This window comes from Candidatus Stoquefichus massiliensis AP9, from assembly GCF_000455285.1.
Lineage (GTDB): Bacteria > Bacillota_I > Bacilli_A > Erysipelotrichales > Coprobacillaceae > Stoquefichus > Stoquefichus massiliensis.
On record NZ_HG005288.1, the window covers coordinates 219,454 to 236,625 of the forward strand.

The 17,172-nt window shown below is 29.9% G+C and carries 22 protein-coding genes; 3 read left to right on the top strand and 19 right to left on the bottom strand.

What is annotated here, in order from left to right:
• Both BN350_RS18875 and BN350_RS08960 read right to left on the bottom strand, forming a co-directional pair.
• A partial coding sequence (locus BN350_RS18875; protein ID WP_044600224.1) for a MurR/RpiR family transcriptional regulator occupies positions 1 to 397 on the bottom strand: 397 nt, incomplete at its 3' end.
• 5 nt (positions 398 to 402) lie between these two features.
• On the bottom strand, positions 403 to 774 hold the full coding sequence (locus BN350_RS08960) for a hypothetical protein (protein WP_028043294.1): 372 nt from the start codon (positions 772 to 774) through the stop codon (positions 403 to 405).
• A gap of 174 nt (positions 775 to 948) precedes the next feature.
• Here BN350_RS08960 and gdhA point away from each other — a divergent pair, with 174 nt between their 5' ends.
• Positions 949 to 2,292, top strand: a complete 1,344-nt coding sequence (gene gdhA / locus BN350_RS08965; RefSeq protein ID WP_028043295.1) for an NADP-specific glutamate dehydrogenase — start codon at positions 949 to 951, stop codon at positions 2,290 to 2,292.
• A gap of 117 nt (positions 2,293 to 2,409) precedes the next feature.
• On the top strand, positions 2,410 to 2,808 hold the full coding sequence (locus BN350_RS18880; RefSeq protein WP_049945541.1) for a helix-turn-helix domain-containing protein: 399 nt from the start codon (positions 2,410 to 2,412) through the stop codon (positions 2,806 to 2,808).
• Between the two features lie 445 nt (positions 2,809 to 3,253).
• Here BN350_RS18880 and BN350_RS08975 read toward each other — a convergent pair whose 3' ends face one another.
• The 15 genes from BN350_RS08975 to BN350_RS09045 form a co-directional block, all read right to left on the bottom strand.
• Positions 3,254 to 3,832: a hypothetical protein gene (locus BN350_RS08975; protein ID WP_028043296.1), complete on the bottom strand. Its 579-nt coding sequence runs from the start codon at positions 3,830 to 3,832 to the stop codon at positions 3,254 to 3,256.
• A gap of 360 nt (positions 3,833 to 4,192) precedes the next feature.
• Positions 4,193 to 5,947: a hypothetical protein gene (locus BN350_RS08980; protein ID WP_028043297.1), complete on the bottom strand. Its 1,755-nt coding sequence runs from the start codon at positions 5,945 to 5,947 to the stop codon at positions 4,193 to 4,195.
• A gap of 96 nt (positions 5,948 to 6,043) precedes the next feature.
• Complete coding sequence (locus tag BN350_RS08985; protein ID WP_044600225.1) at positions 6,044 to 6,544, bottom strand: hypothetical protein; 501 nt, start codon at positions 6,542 to 6,544, stop codon at positions 6,044 to 6,046.
• Between the two features lie 27 nt (positions 6,545 to 6,571).
• Positions 6,572 to 7,072 carry a signal peptidase I gene (lepB, locus tag BN350_RS08990; protein ID WP_028043299.1) on the bottom strand — a complete coding sequence of 167 codons (501 nt, stop codon included), beginning with the start codon at positions 7,070 to 7,072 and terminating at the stop codon, positions 6,572 to 6,574.
• A 28-nt stretch (positions 7,073 to 7,100) separates the two neighbouring features.
• Positions 7,101 to 7,826: a SigB/SigF/SigG family RNA polymerase sigma factor gene (locus tag BN350_RS08995; RefSeq protein ID WP_028043300.1), complete on the bottom strand. Its 726-nt coding sequence runs from the start codon at positions 7,824 to 7,826 to the stop codon at positions 7,101 to 7,103.
• A complete protein-coding gene (gene spoIIAB, locus BN350_RS09000) occupies positions 7,819 to 8,244 on the bottom strand; it encodes an anti-sigma F factor (protein ID WP_028043301.1) in 426 nt (141 codons plus the stop codon). The genes BN350_RS08995 and spoIIAB overlap by 8 nt, the downstream gene beginning before the upstream one ends.
• On the bottom strand, positions 8,241 to 8,582 hold the full coding sequence (locus BN350_RS09005) for an STAS domain-containing protein (RefSeq protein WP_028043302.1): 342 nt from the start codon (positions 8,580 to 8,582) through the stop codon (positions 8,241 to 8,243). Before BN350_RS09005 ends, spoIIAB begins: the two co-directional genes overlap by 4 nt.
• Positions 8,583 to 8,712: 130 nt before the next feature.
• Positions 8,713 to 9,858, bottom strand: coding sequence for a D-alanyl-D-alanine carboxypeptidase family protein (locus BN350_RS09010; RefSeq protein ID WP_028043303.1), 1,146 nt, complete (start codon positions 9,856 to 9,858; stop codon positions 8,713 to 8,715).
• Between the two features lie 418 nt (positions 9,859 to 10,276).
• Complete coding sequence (locus BN350_RS09015; RefSeq protein ID WP_028043304.1) at positions 10,277 to 10,687, bottom strand: cupin domain-containing protein; 411 nt, start codon at positions 10,685 to 10,687, stop codon at positions 10,277 to 10,279.
• The gene (locus tag BN350_RS09020; RefSeq protein ID WP_028043305.1) at positions 10,684 to 11,613 is read right to left on the bottom strand and encodes a DUF1848 domain-containing protein; all 930 of its coding nucleotides are present in this window, start codon (positions 11,611 to 11,613) and stop codon (positions 10,684 to 10,686) included. Before BN350_RS09020 ends, BN350_RS09015 begins: the two co-directional genes overlap by 4 nt.
• Positions 11,614 to 11,657: 44 nt before the next feature.
• Positions 11,658 to 12,335, bottom strand: a complete 678-nt coding sequence (locus BN350_RS09025; protein WP_028043306.1) for a TIGR00266 family protein — start codon at positions 12,333 to 12,335, stop codon at positions 11,658 to 11,660.
• A 13-nt stretch (positions 12,336 to 12,348) separates the two neighbouring features.
• Complete coding sequence (locus BN350_RS09030; RefSeq protein ID WP_028043307.1) at positions 12,349 to 12,576, bottom strand: PF20097 family protein; 228 nt, start codon at positions 12,574 to 12,576, stop codon at positions 12,349 to 12,351.
• Positions 12,573 to 12,938 (bottom strand): methylglyoxal synthase, encoded by a 366-nt coding sequence (locus tag BN350_RS09035; RefSeq protein ID WP_028043308.1) that lies wholly within the window; start codon positions 12,936 to 12,938, stop codon positions 12,573 to 12,575. Before BN350_RS09035 ends, BN350_RS09030 begins: the two co-directional genes overlap by 4 nt.
• A gap of 61 nt (positions 12,939 to 12,999) precedes the next feature.
• A complete protein-coding gene (locus tag BN350_RS09040; RefSeq protein WP_028043309.1) occupies positions 13,000 to 13,752 on the bottom strand; it encodes a MurR/RpiR family transcriptional regulator in 753 nt (250 codons plus the stop codon).
• A gap of 82 nt (positions 13,753 to 13,834) precedes the next feature.
• Positions 13,835 to 14,662, bottom strand: coding sequence for a Cof-type HAD-IIB family hydrolase (locus BN350_RS09045; RefSeq protein ID WP_028043310.1), 828 nt, complete (start codon positions 14,660 to 14,662; stop codon positions 13,835 to 13,837).
• 135 nt (positions 14,663 to 14,797) lie between these two features.
• On the opposite strand from BN350_RS09045, the gene BN350_RS09050 reads away from it, so the two are divergent.
• Positions 14,798 to 15,634, top strand: coding sequence for a MurR/RpiR family transcriptional regulator (locus tag BN350_RS09050; RefSeq protein WP_028043311.1), 837 nt, complete (start codon positions 14,798 to 14,800; stop codon positions 15,632 to 15,634).
• A gap of 9 nt (positions 15,635 to 15,643) precedes the next feature.
• On the opposite strand, the gene BN350_RS09055 is transcribed toward BN350_RS09050, so the two are convergent.
• Together BN350_RS09055 and BN350_RS09060 are read right to left on the bottom strand one after the other, a co-directional pair.
• Positions 15,644 to 15,943: a PTS sugar transporter subunit IIB gene (locus BN350_RS09055; RefSeq protein WP_028043312.1), complete on the bottom strand. Its 300-nt coding sequence runs from the start codon at positions 15,941 to 15,943 to the stop codon at positions 15,644 to 15,646.
• Between the two features lie 125 nt (positions 15,944 to 16,068).
• On the bottom strand, positions 16,069 to 16,914 hold the full coding sequence (locus tag BN350_RS09060; RefSeq protein WP_028043313.1) for a Cof-type HAD-IIB family hydrolase: 846 nt from the start codon (positions 16,912 to 16,914) through the stop codon (positions 16,069 to 16,071).
• Positions 16,915 to 17,172: the final 258 nt, after the last annotated feature.

Sequence of the window (17,172 nt, forward strand, 5' to 3'; positions counted from 1 at the left end):
AATTAAACATACCAAATAATCCAATCTTTTGGTATGTTTTGAAATCATTAATCAGTCCTGAAAGTGTAGACACATCAAAATGATTAAAAAAGAATTCGATTTCTTCTTGAACATACTTTAGATAAACATGATGATAATCATTATTTTTTTGAATGAAAGAATGCCGAGGTGGCTTACCACGACACTGAATAACATCTTTACATTCCTGAAAAGAAGACAATCCAATATGATGCACAAAACGACTGATTTGAGAAATAGAAACTCCCAATAAATCAGCCATTTGTGTAATCGTGATATTATTAAATTCATCAGCATGATGAATAATATATTGAGCGATCACAAAATCGACAGAAGAAATATCTGGATTATTGAGATAATCCAGCAAAGTCATCATCATAAGATTCATTTCTTTTTCAATTGATGATATGCTTCTAAAAACAAATCACTATTAAATACATAAATATGACTATTATGCTGATGATGAATCACTAAATGATGCTTTGACTTTTTTTCAATAGATTGAATATTCCTATATTCAATCATTGTTGGTAACATAGCGGCAACTTTCCATTCATAGATCATCATCATATCATCAAATAAAATCATTTTATATCTTCCTAATAATAAAAATAATGTAATAAGTGCTAAAATCGCTAATCCTAAAGCTCTTAGAGCTTCATCTTGAAGTAAACTATAAACTCCAAATCCTGTAAATAACATCAATAATATTAAACAAAGTAAAAACATTCTATATTCTTTAAATCTTTTACCCATTCTTTTCATCACCTCTCTTTAGTCTAGCATATTTTCGATTATTTGACAAAAGCTTTCCATGTGAATTATACAACTTAAAAGTTTATATTTTTTACTTTTTTTCTAAAAAATAAAAATTTTTTATTGAATTGTAGAATTTTTATCTATATAATAGGACCAAGGAGGATTCAAACTATGAAATATGTTGAAAGAGTATTAGAAGATGTGAAAACAAAAAATGCTGATCAACCAGAGTTTATTCAAGCTGTTGAAGAGGTTTTGGAAAGCTTAGAACCTGTTATAGATGCTCATCCAGAATACGAAAATATGGCTATTCTAGAAAGATTGGTTGAGCCAGAAAGAACTTTAATGTTTAAAGTTCCATGGCAAGATGATCAGGGAAAGGTACATGTAAATAGAGGATATCGTGTACAATTTTCGAGTGCTATTGGACCTTATAAAGGTGGGTTAAGATTACATCCATCAGTTAATTTAGGAATTATTAAGTTTTTAGGATTTGAGCAGATTTTTAAGAATTCATTAACAACTTTACCAATTGGTGGTGGTAAAGGTGGTTCGGATTTTGACCCACAAGGAAAATCAGATACTGAAATTATGCGTTTCTGTCAATCATTTATGACTGAATTATATCGTCATATTGGTCCTGATGTGGATGTACCTGCTGGGGATATTGGTACAGGTGCTAGAGAAATTGGATATATGTATGGACAGTATAAAAGAATTAGAGGTGCCTTTGAAAATGGTGTCTTAACTGGTAAACCATTGCCTTATGGTGGATCATTAATTAGACCAGAAGCTACTGGTTTTGGTGCTGTTTATTATGGTAAAGAAGTTTTAAAACATTTTAATGATTCTTATGAAGGAAAGACAATTGCTTGTTCTGGATATGGGAATGTTGCTTGGGGTGTTTGTTTAAAAGCAAGAGAATATGGAGCAAAAGTTGTTTCTATTTCTGGTAGAGATGGATATATTTATGATCCTGAAGGAATTATTACTGATGAAAAGATTGATTTCTTAGTTCAAATTAGAAGTCGTAATGATGTGAAATTGAAAGATTATGCAGATAAATTTGGTTGTGAATTCCATCCCGGTGAAAAACCTTGGGGATTGAAAGTTGATATGGCATTCCCATGTGCAACACAAAATGAAATTGGTGAAGCAGAAGCCAAACAATTGGTTGAAAATGGTGTGAAATATATTATTGAAGGTGCCAATATGCCTACAACTCCTGAAGCTATTGCTTATTTCTTAGAAAATGGAGGAACTTTAGGACCTGCAAAAGCGGCTAATGCTGGTGGTGTTGCAGTATCAGCTTTAGAAATGGCACAAAACTCAATGCGTTATAGTTGGACAGCAACAGAAGTTGATGAAAAATTGCATCAAATTATGATTAGTATTCATGAAGCATCAGTTGCTGCTGCAGAAAAATATGGTTTAGGTTATGACTTAATTAAGGGAGCAAATATTGCTGGCTTTGAAAAAGTTGTAGCAGCAATGATTTCTCAAGGTATTTATTAAAAAGTTCATTTTTGTGAACTTTTTTCTTTTTGTCAAAAAATTGTCACATCCATATTACAATAATGATATAGACAAACAGAATGAAATCATGAATAATAAATATGAAAGGAGATTTCTATGAAATTTGGTGAAAGGTTACAGACCTTAAGAAAAGAGAAAAATTTATCTCAGGAAGAATTAGCTCGTATTTTAAATGTTTCTAGGCAAACAATATCAAGATGGGAATCATCATTGTCTTCACCTGATTTGGAAATGTTAGAGAAAATATGTCAGTACTTTCATATGACATATGATGAATTCTTACAAAACAAGCCTATCCAAAAGAAATCGTATCTGCCTTATATTTTCATAATATTATTTATTATAATCATCTTCTTGTCATTTCTTTTACCAAATAGCACTGAAGATTTCACAGGTTCTGCGATTGTGATGACTCCTGCTGGATTTTGTCTTCTCATAGGTGTAACTGGCCTGTTACTGACACTTATTTTATCTTATAGAAATCATAGGAAATAAACAATGAAAAAACATCGTTTTATATTCTACTCATTATTTTTATTCATGATTATTTTCATTATCGTTCAATGTGTAAATATTTCTATAGGTTTTGGCAGTTTTCCTTGGTGGGTAGGAATTGTATATCCTACATGTTATATAAGTCTGCCCCTCTTTTTCTACAGCTTATATCTCTTTTACAAATATCATTATCTAAAAGAATTTATTTTTATGATGATTATTGTCAGTATTCAATTTCTTATGCTTTTTGCATAAAGAATACGAAAAGTATACCTACACACTCATCTTAATAGAAATGAATTCTTTCTTGATGAAATGGAAATATCATTGAAAGAACATAATATAACTATAATAGTTAATACCCCTATCATTATCATAACTCTACAAATCAAGCATAACAAAAAAACATGAACATTATGGATCCAGATAAACAGAAAGCAAACATTTACTGAATAGAGAGTGCATCAGTAAATATTTGCTTAATTTCTTTTTCATTTTCTAAATAAAACCGAATTATTCTTTTTATTTGATTTTGAATGCCCAGAATAACCTCATCTTCTTCTTTAAAATCAATACTACTATCATTATCTTCTAAAGAATATGATTCTTGTATCCAATAGCCATTACAAAATACACTCATTTTGGCATCATAGACTTTTTGAAAATAAAGTCTTCTATTCTCAATAACCTCTATATGAACCAAAAAGTCATCAACTGTCGTATATATATCTTTATAGATATTATCTTGCTTATCAAATAAGGAATGATTTTCAGTTTGTGAAATAAATGATTTAAGATGATTTGGAGGATAAAATATTCCAATTCCTATAAATTTCTTAGTCTCTTTGCTTACTAATAAACTATAATCTTCTAATCCATCTAATTTTGATGCTTTTCTCTTCACTTCAAACAATGGTTGTATATCAGGATAATATATCCTATCAACAATAACGAATACTACAGCTAAAACCAATAATCCACCAAAGCAGATCAATGATAGTCTTTTTATTTTCTGTGTATCCATAATCATCAACTCCTATTTGTTTATTGTTACGACCTCTTCGTATTGATATACTGTCACCATACTTGCAGGAAACCCAAACGCTAATACTGTCCAACACTTCTTTAAAAGTTATTGAACGAGATTTTGGAATGACTTTTATATGAGCAGTTTCCTTTAAAGATATAACCTCTTTTATTTTTATAATAACATGATACTTTCTAAAATCAATACTTATTCGTAAAATACAAACCATTTTAAACGTAGGTTTGTTACTTACACTTTTTTTAATTTCAGCAAAATAAAAACCATAAGAAATATCATGTAGATATTGCCTTATGGTTAAAATATCATCATCTTAACTTAATGACATTACTCAAAGATTTACTCTTCAGCAGGTAACTCTTTTAATTCAGTTTCACCTGTTACATATTTTAAGATAGCTTCTGCTGCTTCTTTTGGACCTTTATGTTCATTACCTTTAATACCAAGTCTTGTACGTAGTTGTCCAACTTTCACACCTTGTTTAAACATTCTCTTGAAGTAATCTTGTAAGATTGGTTCTGTTTGTTCTCTTCTTTGAACAGGACCAAATGGATTCGCAAAATAACTTTCTACTATACCCATTTCAGTTGTCGTACCTTTAGCCATACGAGCACCTGCTCTAAAGACATCCAATGCCTCTTCTGGTGTTTCAAAGAAACTTAAAGATTCTCCAGCATCATCATAATTATTTGCATATAAGAACATATCAATATCATGTTTTGCAACAACATCTTTATAATCTGTAATAGGAATAACAATACGCGCATTCACTTTATCAGGATTCATAAATACAGATCTATCTAATTCTTTAAAACTATATCCAGCATCTAAGTCATCCAAACGCACAAATGCGCCAATTTCAGTACCAGATGTCTTGACTTTTCCTTTATCACCTAGTGATAAGACACCCATATCATCATAGATAGTCTTTAAATCAGTTACATAAGCTGCTCCAATAACTTTAATCTGTTCAATTGTTTCACTCTTACCAGCTCCACTATCCCCCATAACAACAATATTCTTTGTATCACCATTATGAAGTGTCATTTGCACCATAGCTCCGTGAATTGGTAATTCTCTATGATTAATCTTTTGAACATTGTGTAATGTTAAAATCATTTTCTTCATATATCCAAAATAATCAAAATCATCATTTGCTGACAATAAAGCAACTAACATATCATTTGCTTCATCCTGATAAAATGCTTGATTATCTTTACCATCTTCATATCCATATACATAAACTAAATCTGGCTTTCTATTTCTATATTCAGATTCATCTGCTAAATCAAATAAGTTACATAGAGTGACTCCCTGTGCCATGAATTTTACGTTAAAGTAAACAAAACATAATAAATCTCCAACTTTAGCAGGATAACAGAACCAAGAATCTGAATCAAACTTTTTATCTTCAATTGGGTTTGTTTTCATTTCTGGGAAGACACCATCTCTTTTATTACGTTTAGAATAAGCAATAAATGGCGGATGAATAACTACTGATTCAATAAAAGGAATTTCATCTAAATTACGATATTCATATGGTAAAAATGGTCTCATATGTGTCACAGTTAAACCAGCATTAACACCAGCTGTAATTTGACGCATAACTTTATCTTTCTTACCAAGTGCACCTTCAATAGTACGATAAACCTCTAAAACTAATTCTTCAAATTCATTTTGAGCATCAGCAAATTGAACATTCTGATATCCTGCACGTTTTGTTTCATTAAAAACAACTGCATATCTTTGAAGACGTCTCCAATATAAATAAATATCTTCTACCAAAGCAATAAACATATCTCTATCTTTAAAGTAAGCTTTTGCTTGTGGACGAATTGAACACACTTCATCAACAGACATAACTAATAATAATTTAAAGATACCTCTTAAATTATCTAATAAATCAACATCATCTTCTTGAATACCATGTAAATATACATAAATTCTTGTATCTTTTCTTTTAATATTTTTTATATATTTTTCTAAAACCTTTGCAAAAGATTCACTTTCAATCAGTTGACAACGACTTTGACAAAACTCTTCTGAGAAATTAAGTATTGCATTCCCTCTTGTCATATTAAATTTATACGCCATATTTCCACCCTTTCTTTAGATATACCAAGTATATCTCTTTTGATTATCATACATTCTATCAAAAAAATATGTCCTTGACTACTAAAAAAACAAAATTTATTCAATGATAGCGTTTTTATTTTCAATTTTTATCTTTTTTTCATTATTTAGAAGTAATTTTTCTATATAATATACAGGAATATACACATTTTTATGATAAATATAAATATGTGTATTTTTATTTTTTAAGTCAATACAATCATTATTGTATACAATCTCGTCTTGGCCATAATCAAAATAATAATTGATATCACTTAACTGATAAGTTAAAACATGCTTATTTTGATCAATATAAACCTTCGTTTCCTTATCTAATATTATCATCATATTATACATATCATTTAAAGAAATATAATAAACATCATTTTCTATAAAAGCTTTCAAATCAAAAGTATAAACCTTATCATCCTGACGATACGTACCAATATAAGTTTCAATATCACCACTATAAATATACACTTGTTTTCTATGACACATTAAATAAACAAAAATGCCTACCAAAATAACACATATGATACTAACAATCACTACACGATCATATCTTAATTTCTTCTTCATATTTTCCTCCATGAAAAAAAGGTCTTATCAAAAGACCTTAAAAAACACACGACCAACAACCTGATCATCAAAATCAATATATCCAATCATCCTTGAATCAACACTGTTATTGCGATTATCCCCCATAATAAAGATTTTTCCTTGAGGAACATCATAAACAAAATCTTCATTTCCAGTCATTGGTTCATTAATATAATCCTCTTCTAATAACTCACCATTACGATAAAGCAGATTATCTTTCATTTCAATATGATCACCCGGCAATCCAATAACTCTTTTAATAATTTGATCTTCTCCAGCACTCACATGATATTTCACAACAACAATATCATTATATGAAGGTTCTCCTCGTTTATAAAAGAACTTATCAACAAGTATAATATTTCCATTATGATAAGTTGGTTCCATTGATGACCCAATGACTCTTGATATCTGTATAAAATATAAGACCCCTAAAGTCAAAACCACTGTAATAATAATAACCTTTATATATTCTAGTAAAGATTTCTTCACATCTTGTTTTTCCATTTTCAACACCCTATGTCATTATAGCACATTATTCTCCATCTTTTAAGCGTGTTCTTAATTTTGTGACAATTTTCTTTTCTAGACGTGATACTTGAACTTGCGATATACCTAAACGTTTCGCAATCGTTTCTTGATTATAATCAAGCTGATAACGCATATAGATAATCATCTTTTCCTTATCATCCAGTTTTTCCATTTCCATTTCTAATGCAATTTTTTCAAACCACATATGATCACTTTTATCAATTAAACGATCTTCTACACTGATGGTCGATCCATCTTTTTCATAAATAGGTTCATTTAATGATGTTGGATAATAAGATGAATCGATGGCTTCTACAACATCCTGTACATCAACATCTAAGTATTTTGCAACTTCTTCTACTGTTGGTTCTTCATTATTTTGACTTTGTAATAATTCTTTGGCTTTTGTCACCTTAATATTGAGTTCCTTTAAAGAACGTGAAACTTTAATTGTTCCATCATCACGAAAATATCTTTTAATTTCTCCCATGATAATAGGAACTGCATATGTTGAAAATTGAACATTATATGAAGGATCAAAATGATTAATGGCTTTCATGAGTCCAATACAGCCTATCTGAAATAAATCTTCTTTATCATAATAACTATTCTTGAATCGATGGACTATTGACCATACTAATCCAAGATTATCTTTAACGACCTCTTCTTTAGCAAGTTCATCCCCTGAACGCACTTTTTCTAAAAGATCTAAAGTTTTAGAACTAGCCATTATCTTTTAGTCTTTTTGTGATGATTAGTTTTGTTCCTATATTGACAACACTTTCTATTTCTAAAGAATCAGCCAGTGTTTCTATGATTGTGATGCCCATCCCTGCATGTTCTAAGTCTTTTGCAGTTGTATAAAAAGGTGTTTTCACCTGTTCTAGATTTTCAATTCCTTTACCATAATCTTGAATAATCAATTGAACACAACGCTCTTCTATAGTCATTTTCATGACAACATGACACTCAGGATTATGATTATATCCATGAATAATTGCATTACTGACACCTTCAGAAACAATTGTTTTAAATTCAATAATTTCATCTATTGTTGGATTTAGTGGTGTTAAAAAAGCACCAACTGCAGTTCTTGCAAAATTTTCATTATCTAATGTTGCGCTAAAACTGATTTCCATACTATTCATAGACTTCCCTCCTTAAGATTCTCTATTGATTCATAATAAGGCATAATCTGAAATAACCCAGTTAACTCAAACAAACGATAAGCCACTTGATTTAATCCTGTTAAAATAAGTGTTCTATGTTCAAACTTCAATTGATTATAACGCCCTAATACCAAACCAATACCAGAACTATCTATAAAAGAAGTTTTCTGAAAATCAAAGACAACATCTTCTTTTGTTTCTTCCAATAAATCACTTAATTGCTGACGATAAATAGGTGCCATAACACAATCAATTTCACCTTGAAAATGAACAATAATCAAATGATTTATAACTTCAATATTCATACTATTTTCCATTGTACTTTCCTCCTTCTTAGGTATCATATACCAATTCAAAATGAATGAAAATCGATTCGCTAAAACTAGAACTTATTCAACAAAACTAGAAAAATTCTGCAAAAAAACTGACATATTTATGATGTCAGTTTTATATAAATGCTTTCAAATAATTGTACATTTTTTCAGGTAATGTTAAAGCTTCAACATCTTTTAATGTCGTCACATCAAAAGATGCAATATTGACATCATTACGCATTAAAAGAAGATGACCAATGGTTTCGCCCTTTTTTATAGGTGGTACTAAATCCGTATAATTGATTTCATATGTGACTTCATCTTGTGATGATTTATCTTTAACATAAACAACATCTTCCTGACATATGACTTCAACATTCTTCTCTTTCGCATTTTCTATCTTTACTTTTTCAATAACATCATCTTTTTTGAATAAAGTGATATTCTCATATAATGAGAAACCATAATCTAATAATTGTGAAACTTCCTGATTTCTGACTTTAGGATCACTTTCTTTCATCACAACAGCAATTAATCTTAAACCATTTCTTTTTGCAGTTGAAACAATACAATATCCAGCCTCTTTTGTATATCCCGTTTTTAATCCATCTGCTCCTTCATATGATTTAAGTAATTTATTCGTGTTCACTAACCAGAATTTCTGTGCCGAATTTTCACGAATATAACTATCATATAAAGATGTTGTTTGAAACAAACGCTCACCACCAATTTCAATTAAATAAGCAGCCATTAATGCTAAATCTAATGCACAAGTATAATGATTATCATCATGAAGTCCTGTTGCATTCATAAAATGCGTACTCACCAAGTTCAATTCTTTAGCTTTTTCATTCATCATTTTCACAAATCCATCATTAGAACCAGCAATTCTTTCACCAACCATAACACAGGCATCATTTCCTGAAGCAATACTAATGGCTTTAAAAAGATCAGAAACATTCATCTTTTCTCCCTCTTCAAGATAGACCTGGCTACCACCCATACTCGCTGCATAAGCACTGCAAGTCAAAACATCATCCCATTTTAAAGTTCCTTTATTAATGGTTTCAAATAACAATATCATCGTCATAATCTTCGTTGTAGATGCAGGAAACAATTTCTCATTTTCATGTGAAGAATTAAGCACTTGTTTTGTTGATGCTTCCATCAGTATTGAAGAAGCTGCATTAGGTGCTAATTTTAATTCTTCGGCATGTACAGAGGGCAAAGAGATGGACAATAATGTAACACATAAACATATGAATATTTTTTTAATCATGGAAACACCTCAAAATATTATATGATAAATGTCTTATTTTATCCCTCACAATAATCTTTTATAAAAAGAAAAAGACGAAAATTCGTCTTTGTTATAAATCTATTGATGTTTCATTTAACAAGAATTGTTCAACTCCAATATAAAGTATACCTTGTTCATCATGGAAAGGAATAAGCTCATCACTTACAACAACAATCTTTTTAAACGTACCATGAATTCTTAATTTATTAAAATAACAATTCAATAACTTTATGAATTTTTTGCGTATATACGCAAATATAATCTATATAATAAAGTATTAAGTTTAATAAGCTAGAATTTTCTCATATTTTGTTGCATATATCATTGAATAACTTTTTACATATTAAAATATTTTATAAATCAATACTTACAGAAGAACCTTAAAAAATATACTATTTTATTCCTCCATCTTATCAAAATGATGAATAATAACTGTTTTATCATTCTTCATTATATCTCGATAATCTTTTCCTTGTAATACAAGACGGAAAACTGTAAATTGAGTTTTTTCATTACTTTCATTAGCAAAAGTATGTATTGAGCGATGAACACATATGACATCACCAGGATTTAAAATATGCTTAATTTGTTGATGAGAACACTCTTCATAACATATTAATTGACCAGTATTAACCAATATCACTTCTTCAATTAGAGAATGATAATGCCATTCTTGTACTGCGTGTGGAGCTATTTCATTTATATGAATCTCATATTCAGGAAATATATGATAATAAACATGAGTTCCATTGTCCTTGTTAACCTCTATTGTCTCTTGTAACGATTGAATTTCACAATATTTTTTCATAAATCTAATGACAACTGCCTTTCTATATAGCTTTCCTGTTTGGCCTGTTTAATAACATCATCAGCATGAAGATGACCAATCAATAATGGAGAGGCAGGATCATGTCGCTGATAATTCTGTAAAACAAGTTTTTTATCTTCATTCGCATAACAGTATAAACATCCATGCATGCATGTATTGTATTCTCCAATATCCCGACTTGGATAACAATGACAAGCAGCTCTTAATGGCTGCAATTTTAATTCTTTCAAAGAATAACCTGTTACATCTTTTAAAATCTGTCTTGTAATACAGCCTTCATGTCCTATTCCATAATGACTCAAATCAACATTTTCAGCACATGTTTTGATGTGAATGTCATATTCATATGCAATTTTTGAAAAAGCCTCTGCAATTTGTTGTTGTTGAACAATTGTAACTTCTTGAATACCAGGAAAATTCTTTTTCGTTTTGGCATACAAATCTATAAAACTGATCACACATTCATGTGTATATCCTGCTAATTGTTTTGTGATTTCTGCAAAGATTTGCATATGTTTTTCTATGGTATAATATTGATTCAAAAAGATGGGATCATAACGAAAACTCACACTTTTAGATCCTAACTGTTGAGAAAGTTTCTGAATATCTTTTATGACTAATGAATAGGGTGGAACATTGGGTTCTATTTCTTTTTCATAAGGTGTTATTGTGACAAAGAAATAAGGATGATATGGTTTTAATTCATTAATTCTTGGTAACATAGGATGTGGATTTTTTGTACAGAAGATAATACTATCAACGACTTGCGGGTTGAGTAAATAATGAGTAACTTGTGTTGGATAATATGGATTTCTCACATAAACATAACCTTCCTCTAGACGACGAAAGAACCATTCACTATAATAAGCTGGAATATCTGTTCTTGCACTTGCATTAATAATCATTTAAACACCTCTTTTCGTGAGAAAAAGTCATACATGTGTATGACTTATTTTCCAGATGGGAAGAACTGAGCTAAACTACTTGCAATAGCTGAGATTGGCATTGTTTGTAAAACCACATGCCCAGGTCCAGTAATCACTGTATTAAAGAATCCTTCGCCACCAAACATCTTATTTTTTAAGCCAGGTACTGATTGTGTGGCCATTGTACATGTTGCATCCATAACTGCCACATACCCTGTATCAACGATAATTTGTTGTCCAGGCGCTAAATCATATTCGACTGTAGCTCCATCAATTTCTACAAAGACTGTTCCTTTTCCAGAAAGCTTATTCATAATAAAACCTTCACCACCAAAGATTCCAGTCATTGCTTTTTTATTAAAGAAAATACTTCTATCAACAGTTGGTTCACCTGCTAAATAAGATGATTTTTGAACAACAATTTCCTTACCTGGTTCAATATCATATTTTCTAATTTCTCCAGGAAAAGAAGATGAAAAAGCTATTTTTCCATCAGCATTAGCAGTATAAGTATTCAAGAACATTGTTTCGCCTGAAAACATTCTTCCAAATGCTTTTCCAATACCACCATTACTTGTCGTTCCCATTTCCATACACGGATCCATCCAAGCCATAGCCCCACTATCACTTAGCATCACTTCACCTTTCTTTAAATAACAAACAACCGCTGGTAATGGTGTTCCTATAATTTCATATTCCATATTGATTTCCTCCTCATAATTTTAAATCTTTTTCAATAATCATTTCTATCTGACATTTTTGGCATCTGTAAACTTTCACTATAGCCATCTTGAAAAAATGTCTTTTATCAAGTGGTACTTGATATGTTTTAAATCTATTGACAAATAAATTTGCAGGTTGCTCCTCTGGTGTCCAAGACAAGTCCTTTTCACTTTGAATATACCCTATAATCATTTCCTGATGACAATAAGGACATATCATTTTAGTAACCCTCCTATCATTAAATCTCCTGCTGATTTATTCGATGCAAGTGGAACATGATGAACATCACATAGTCTCATTAAAGCACTCACATCTGGTTCATGTGGTTGAGCCGTTAAAGGATCTCTAAAGAAAATCACAAGATCTATCTTTCCTTCAGCAACATATGCTCCTATTTGCTGATCACCACCATAAGGTCCTGATAAAAAACGATGAATTTCTAATCCTGTCTTTTCCATAATTCTTAATCCTGTCGTTCCAGTACCGAATAATTGATGTTTCTTTAAAATATCTTCATGTTCTTCTACAAACTCAATCATTTCTGCTTTTTTTTGATCATGTGCAATTAATGTAATATTCATATCTGTTTCACCTCTATTTCTATTATACAAGAAAAAAGACTTTAATGAAATCATTAAAGTCCTAAATATAATATTTTTGATAATAGTGAATTCTTAAGATATCAAACATCATCATTATCTGATAATTAAACTGTATTCCATCAAAACGTCCAGGTACTTGAATCACATAATTAGCTCCTAAATCATTTTTCTTTTTATATTTGATATTTTGGGTCATTAAGACTATCTGTGCATCTGAAATATTTTGATTAGCACTTTCCTTTAGATAATCATTCAATGTTCTACCAGTCGCACTCACAAATATGACAACATCATCTTTCTTAAACTTAAAATCATCTATAAAATGATGATACTGAACGACTTCTTTACCAAAAGTAATAAAATCAGTTTGGAATTCAACCGCAATACTCATTGGATAAAGAGCCCCAATTAATATTACACGTTTGTTCTTAAAAATTAATTCACAAATTGATTCCAATTCTTTCACAAGCTCATCCTTAGAATATGAAACATCTAATTGTTCTAAAAGCTGTTCAGATGAAATACCAAGCATACGAGCACGAATTTGAGAAACACGTAACATATAGTCAGCTATAAGTTCATCTTGAAATTCTTCATATGTTGAAAAACCTAAGTGACGACAGAAATCTAAAACTTCTGCTTCACTAAATTGTCCCTCTTTAAGAATCTTATCTAAAGAATAATCTTCCATTTCCACATAATGATGAACAATAAAGAGTCCAACTTTATACATATGATCATTATCTAAACAACCATTTAAATACTTTAAAATTCTTGATAATACAATATCCATACTCTTTCCTCCTTTGTATTTCATCTTTACCTTCCATTTCTTATATCATACCACAAATCCTTCTTTATTTCTTTAAAGATAACTATTCATTTATTAAAATATATTTCTCTATTAATTCAGCAACAACACCTTCGTTACAATTAGCAACAGTTGTATAATCACAAAGAGCTTTGATATCATCTACAGCATTTGCTGCTGCAACAGATAACCCAGCGGCTTCTAACATTGCCTGATCATTATAATTATCCCCTACTGCAATTGTTTGTTCAATGGGAATGTTTAATAATTCTGCTAAATCTCTTAAACCCTGTCCTTTATCTACTCCTAACAAGTTTAATTCCATATAACGTCCTGATGAATAACTTAAAGCAACTTCATCTCTAATAATATCTTCCATTTGGAGTTCTAAAGACTGTAAATAAGTCATATCTAATGTTTCAAATAATACTTTTACAATATCATCATTCTTAACATCTTCAAATGTTTGATCATCTATCAATTGATATTGTATGCCCTGATTTGTCATACGTTCTTTTTCATTTTCATTCAAATGATATACATAGATATTCTGTAATGTATAAATGGCAATGCAAACATCTTTGGTTTTACCAAATTCAAAAATTTCTTTTGTTTTTTCAAAAGATAATCCTTTAAATTGTAAGATACGATTATTTTTATTTTCAGTTAAGACAGCTCCATTTGCTGATAATACATATTCATAGGCTTCATCATACAGCCCTAGCTCTTTTAAAGTGGTTTGTACTGAATGATACAATCTTCCTGTTGCTGGTACAAACTTTACTCCCATAGCTTTTGCTTTTTGTATAAGTTCTTTGTTTCTTTGACAGACCTGATGATGACTATTTAAAAGTGTTTCATCTAAATCACATGCTATTAAATGGTAATTCATAAATTTCCTCCCTTATCTATGTTTTTATTATATATCTTTCTTATGCTTATTTAGATATTTTTCTCAATAAGATATTTTTTTCTATATCAGAAAGTCAAAGATATTGTTATAATAAATATACAAGGACGTGAAAATATGAATATATATACAAAAATGAAACAAATAACTGATTTTACTGAAACAGAACAAACATTTGTTGATTTCATCATACAGCATCCCCAACAAATTATGAATCTCAATGTGAAACAACTTGCTAAATCAAGTTATGTTTCTATTTCAACAATTTATCGTGTTATTGAAAAATTAGAACTTTCAGGATTAGCACAATTGAAAATGCTTATTTCTAACCAGCATGAAGCTTATCTTCGTGAAAAGAAAGATACTGATTATAATTATCCATTCAAAAAGGATGCTACTCACCATCAAATTATGAAACAGATGTTGTCTCTTTATGAACAAACATTAACTTCTACATTTAACTTAGTTGATTTAAATGAATTTCTAAAAGTTGTCCAAGTGCTTTATAATGCACAACATATCTTGTTATTTCCAACCATAGGTAATTACTTTATGGCTGAATGTTTTCAGCAAAACATGATTGAAATTGGTGTTCGTGTTGAACTTTATCCTCAATCCTATTATCAGCATTGGGCTGCTTCTGCTTGTCAAAAAGGTGATGTAGTGATTATCATTTCGTATGCCAATAGGACCCCCTGGCTTTTAGATGTTGTTAAAACTTTAAAAAGTACCGAAGCAACATTAGTCTTAATTTCCTCTACGCATGAAAATCAATTATCACGTTATGTTAATCATCATCTCTACTTTTGTTCATATGAAGATTCAGAAGAAAAGATTGCTTCTTTTTCTTCAAGAATTTCTCTACAATATTTATTGGATTGCTTATATGCATGTTATTTTAATAGAGATTATGAAAAAAATCTTGAATATCGTTTTATCAACTATATTGATTAGGTCATTGGGCTATCCAATGACCTTTAGTGCTGCATCTAAAACCTTATCACCGTTCATCATACCATAATCACGCATTTCAATAATACAAACAGGAACTTGTCCTTCTGCTTTATTTTGAAGATATTGAAGTTGATGACGAACCTGTGGTCCTAACATTACAATATCCCACTCTTTTAAAATGGTTTCAGCCTGCATTATTGGAACTGCCATAATCTCTATGTTCATTCCTCTTTGTTCAGCCGCCTTTTGCATACGTGAAACAAGCATACTGGTTGACATTCCAGCATTACATACAAGTAAAATTCTCATTTTTTATTTCCCCTTTCATAACGTTATCATAGCATGAAAGATAACTTGGAAAAGTCACTTATTATATTTTGAAAAAGCTTTTTCATTTATATTTATAAAATAGAAAAACGATTGAAAAAATATTCTCAATCGTTAATCAATTTCATTTCCTTCATAACTTTATAAATTCCATCTTGATCTGGATCAGTAAAATAATATTGTCCTAAATCTTTAAGATGTTGTGGTGCATTTTCATAAACAACACCAATATTCACTTCTTCTAACATCTGATAATCATTCATACTATCACCAAATCCAACTGTATCTTTCATTTGACCATGGAAATGATTGACGACTTTAATAATACCATCAGCCTTTGTACAATGTTTTAAAATAATTTCACCATTAACAAATTCATCTTCTTCTTTTGAAAAAATAACAATATTAAAGAATTCTTCTAAAAATGGAACACACAATTGAAAATCATTTTTATGAGGTGCTATAAAACATACTTTTGTAATTCCTGTTTTAAGAATGTCAAAGTCTTTAATTGGTCTTCGATTTTCATTTGCTCTTCTGATTTCAAAAAATCTTGCTAATTCTAAATTGTTCTTAAAGTCTAATTGTTGTCTTTGCATAAAAAATTCATTAACACCTGGTGTTTGATACAAAGCCTTTTTAGATTCTAAAGTAAAGAGAATATGATTATTAATAAATAATGTCATGACTTCAGATAATATATACTGATTCATAAAGTTTTCAAAGATAAATTCATCATTAACAATAACAAAACCACCTGCACTACATACAATACCATCAAAAGCGATTTCTTTTAAATCATCTGATATAGATGTTGGTGCTCTTCCTGTACAAAGAAATGCTCTATGACCATTTCTTTGGGCTTCTTCTATTGCCCATTTTGTTTTTTCAGTTATCTTTTTTGATTTTCCCATTAAAGTACCATCAATATCATAAAATAAAAATTTTCCCATATATTCCACCACCTTGCTCCATTATACATAATATCTATATTCATGAAAAGAAAAACGACAGAAAATGAAAATAAAAAGTCATTGTCTAAAAGACAATAACTCAATGGTGTCAACTTGTTAAATATGTTAAGTAGATGCTTTTTGTTTCTTATACCGTACAAGATATTGAAAATAGCTCAGGAGTTACGTTATTGAGTGATGAAAAGACTATAATGAAAGGGATAAAGTCAATAGTGAAAAGTTGACACTATTGGACTC